Raw genomic sequence first — 4,326 nt, forward strand, 5'->3', positions numbered from 1 at the left:
TTTCCTGGATCGGGAAAATCGACAGTTTCTAAGTATATAGCGAAGTTAACGGGTGCTGTAATTGTAAATCATGACGTTTTGAAATCGGCATTGTTACAATCATTAGAAATGAAAGGGGTTGAATCGACAATTGTTGGAGGAGTATCATACGATGTTGAATGGGCATTGATTGATTCTTATTTAGAGCAAGGGCATAGTGTTATATTGGATAGTCCATGTTTATATGAAGGGATGGTTGAAAAAGGAATGAAACTGTCTAATAAACATGGTGTGAAATATAAATATATTGAATGCTATCTTAATGATATGGAGGAGATTAATAATAGGTTACAAACACGTAAACGTATGGTCAGTCAGATTGGAAAAGTCGATTCGGAAGTAGCTTTTAAAAAGTGGTTAGATGGTAGTAAAAGACCTTTAAATAGTGAATGTCTTATTGTAGATTCTGGTAAACCTCTAGAGCGATATGCTCAAAAAATGATGGATTATATCAGTAAGTAGAGAAAAGGCGTTATCTTCGTTCTTGAAGATAACGCCTTTTTCTTTAAATATCAGGTGTTTCTGTAGAAGTGCTTATTTTTCTACGAGAGCGTCTTTTCCTCCCGATTTTATCTAATAGTTCATACATAACTGGAACGACTACTAATGTAAGAACGGTTGAGACTGCTAAACCACCGATGACAACGACGGCAAGACTTTTTGATACCATGCTTCCTGCTTGCGATTGACCAAATAGGAGAGGAAGCATAGCGACGATTGTCGTTATAGCTGTCATAATAATTGGACGTAATCTAGTAGAACCCGCTTCTAGTAAGGCTTCTCTTGTTTCCATGCCGTGTTCCCGATTTTGTTGCACTCTTTCTATTAATACAATAGCGTTTGTAACGACAATCCCGATTAACATTAATGCGCCGATTAAGGAATTTACATCAACAGGTGTTCCTGAAATGATTAACCCTAAAATACCGCCAACAGCAGCTAATGGCAAGGAGAACAAAATTGCAAAAGGAGCGCGCGCCTGTCCGAAGGTGATAACCATAATTAAATATACAATCCCGATTGCAATCCCCATAATTTTGAATAAATCTGTGAAGTTCTCTTGCATAGATTCAGTTGCACCTGCAATAGTTACTTTTGCGCCGCTAGGTAAATCTAAGTTAGCTATCGTTTCATTTACTTCTGCACTTACTTTACTTAAATCTTCATTTGAGGCCTCGGCAGTAATTTGAATCGTTTCTTTTCCGTCTTTATGGAAGACTTCTGTTTGAAGTTGCTTTTCTGAAATAGTTGCAATGTCTTTTAAAGGGATTGGTCCATTGATAGGTGATAGTATGTTTGTGTTTAAAATGTCTTCTTGTTTAGTAATGTTTTCTTTTTTATGTTCTATTATAATAGTTGTTTTTTCATTATTAATTGAAACTTCACCAATAGGTGATTTCTTCATAAGGAATGCTACTTGTTGTGCTGCTAATTCTGGTGTTAAGCCTAGTTGTTCGGCCTTTGTTTGATCAACATGGATTTGCCATTCTTTCTTAGAGTCTTCTAAATTTGTTTTTACTTTAGAGAGAGCAGTCATATCTTTTAGTTTTGTTTCGACGATAGTAGCAGCCTCTTTTAAATTCGTTTCGTTAGTAGCTGTTACGTTGAATTGCAAATTGTTGCCACCACCAGAGCTTGAATAACTCGTTTTTATATAATCTAGTTCAGCAGGCTCAAAAGCTTTATGTTCTTTCTTTAACTCTTTAATATATTGATCAATATCAGAGCCTTTCTTGAAGACTACAAATATACTGGCAAGATTATTTTTTGTCGTTTGCCCCCATTGTGCATCTTCTGCGCTAGATCCCATTCGTAAAATAACATCCGTTACATCCGAATTAGAAAGTAATTTCTTTTCGAAATCGAAGGCTTTTTGTTTTTGCGTTTCAGGAGCGTAATCAGCTGGGAAAGTCATATTAATAGATAACATTGTGTCGTCTTCAGATTTTATGTTCGCTTTCGGTAGTAATACATAGGCTGCAATTGATCCTGCGAATAATAATAAAGCAGTAAGTAGAATAATGAATTTATGCGAAAGAGCCCACTTTAATGTAGCGACATATCGTGGTGAAGAACTTGGCTTTTTGTGCTTTGTTTTTTTGAGTAGTAAAAAAGCCATAAGTGGAACAACTGTTAGTGCAACGATTAAGGATGATAGTATAGAATATACAACTGCTAATACCATAGGTAACATTAATTTTCCGATTACTCCTGATACGAGGCCGATAGGTAAGAAAACAGCGACCGTTGTTAAAGTAGAAGAAGTAATTGCGACGGCGACCTCTTTCGTTGCATCGAGAATAATATCTTTAGAGAAAGATTCTTTTTGTAAACGGCGGAAAATGTTCTCGATGACAACGATACTATCATCAACGAGACGTCCAACTGCAACTGCTAAACCACCAAGCGTTAAGGTGTTAAGTGTGATGTTAGATTGGTGTAGTAAAAAGAGTGTTAATAAAATAGATAATGGAATACTGACAACGGCGATGAGTGTCGTTCGGAAGTTACGCAAAAAGATTAAGATAATTAGAGTTGCAGCAATTGCTCCAAGAATTACTTCTTTGCCCATACTAGTAACAGCATTTTCAACTTGCTCATGAGTTGAGGCTAAAAGTTTAATAGAAAACTGATCTTTATATTGTTTACTTATATCTTTGATTTTCTTATCGATTTCCTTTCCGATTGCAACTGTATTTTTGCTTGGCTCTTTCATGATGATTAATCCGGTTCCTTCTTCTCCGTTTATATGTGAGATTGTATCGTAGTGTTGTTTAAGTTCAATTTGAGCAACATCTTGCAATTTTACTTGAGGTGCAACAGTTATGTTTTTAATATCATCTACATTTTTTATATCCCCAATGACACGAAGATTATATTCTTCTTTATTAACGGTAATTGCTCCAGCTGGAGTGGAAGTTTCTTTTCCTTGTAAAACTTTTAATATTTGTTCTGTTGCTACGTTTTTATCTTTTAATTGGTTTGGGTCTAGTGTGATAGATAATTCAGAGGTTGATTTTCCGAAAAACATAACGTTGGCAACACCATCAATGCTTTCGAGTTGTGGTACGATTTCTTTTTCGATTTGTTTTTCATCTGCTTTTGAAAAACCGTTTTGCTTCTGGATAGCAATTTGAGCGAGTGGGATCATAGAAGTATTTAATTGGCTAACTATTGGTTTCGTTGCATCTTTAGGTAATTTAATTGTGTTAATGGCCTTTTCAACCTCGCGTGCTGCGTCTTTCATATTTGCTTTGGATGTATACGCGATATCGATACGTGATAATCCCTCGTGCGTAGAAGAGGTGATGCTGTCGATGTGTTCTAAATTGCGAAATTGTTTTTCGAGGGGATCAGTTACTTCTTTCGTCATCGCTTCAGCGTCGAGTCCTTGAGATAAGGTTGTGACAGTGACTGCTGGATTATCGATGCTTGGTAAAAATTCCATAGGTAGTTTAGATCCGGAATAAACGCCAAGTACGGAAATGAGAAAAACCATGATGATAACAGCAGCGCGGTTTTTTAATGAAAACTTTGTTAACCTATCCATAAAGTAATTCCTCCATTGGTTTATTTATAGTTGAGTACGTCCTTTCTTACTATATAACAAAAAATGGATATTTTTCATTAATTAAATGTAAAAAAATTCTAACAATAATCTTAAGTTAATGTTTTTGTTGGAATTTCGTTATTTATGCCACTATTCGCCGAGCGATAAGACTATTACCTAATCGAGCTGTCTGTAAACAACCGATTCGTTCAATTAATAGTTTGTGTGGAGGAACAAAACTAAAAATCGGCATGTTTGCTTTATGTAGGAAGTGGTGAATCTATTTTTTAGTTTGGATTGATTTGTTTTTTATATTGTTAGTCTATAGAGAAGTGAATGATCAGGCGTTAATATAGAAGAGAATGAAAATCTAGGAAGGGGTTATGAAATACAGTTTGGTTAACTAGAGTGTATTGGTATACAATTTAAATAGCTGTTTTCCGTAGATGGGATGAGGCGTCTCTATATAGAAGAAAGTAGGATGGATATTTTTTTGTGTTTTTTTAAAAAAACACTTGTTATTTAAAAATCATGATGGTATATTAATAAACGTCGCTGATGCGGAAACGCAGAAAACGACAAAAAAGAAATTTTAAAACTTAGTTGACATCAAAAAACGAAGATGTTAATATGGTGAAGTCGCTTCTGGAGCGGCAAACAAGTTCTTTGAAAACTGAACGAAACAAACAACGTGAAACGTCAATTTTTATTTTTAGATGCTAGACAAACTAACTTTA

General features: G+C 35.1%; 2 protein-coding genes. One reads left to right on the plus strand and one right to left on the minus strand.

The window, feature by feature from the left end; genetic code table 11:
• Positions 1-501, plus strand: a 501-nt coding sequence (locus FS802_RS27720; protein ID WP_144525647.1) for a P-loop nucleotide/nucleoside kinase family protein, incomplete at its 5' end; no start/stop codon positions are given.
• Positions 502-544: 43 nt separating this feature from the next.
• On the opposite strand, the gene FS802_RS27725 is transcribed toward FS802_RS27720, so the two are convergent.
• Positions 545-3,589 (minus strand): efflux RND transporter permease subunit, encoded by a 3,045-nt coding sequence (locus tag FS802_RS27725; protein WP_098654602.1) that lies wholly within the window; start codon positions 3,587-3,589, stop codon positions 545-547.
• Positions 3,590-4,326 lie beyond the last annotated feature (737 nt).

Origin of the sequence: Bacillus sp. DE0042, from assembly GCF_007680225.1 — a bacterium.
GTDB lineage: Bacteria > Bacillota > Bacilli > Bacillales > Bacillaceae_G > Bacillus_A > Bacillus_A wiedmannii.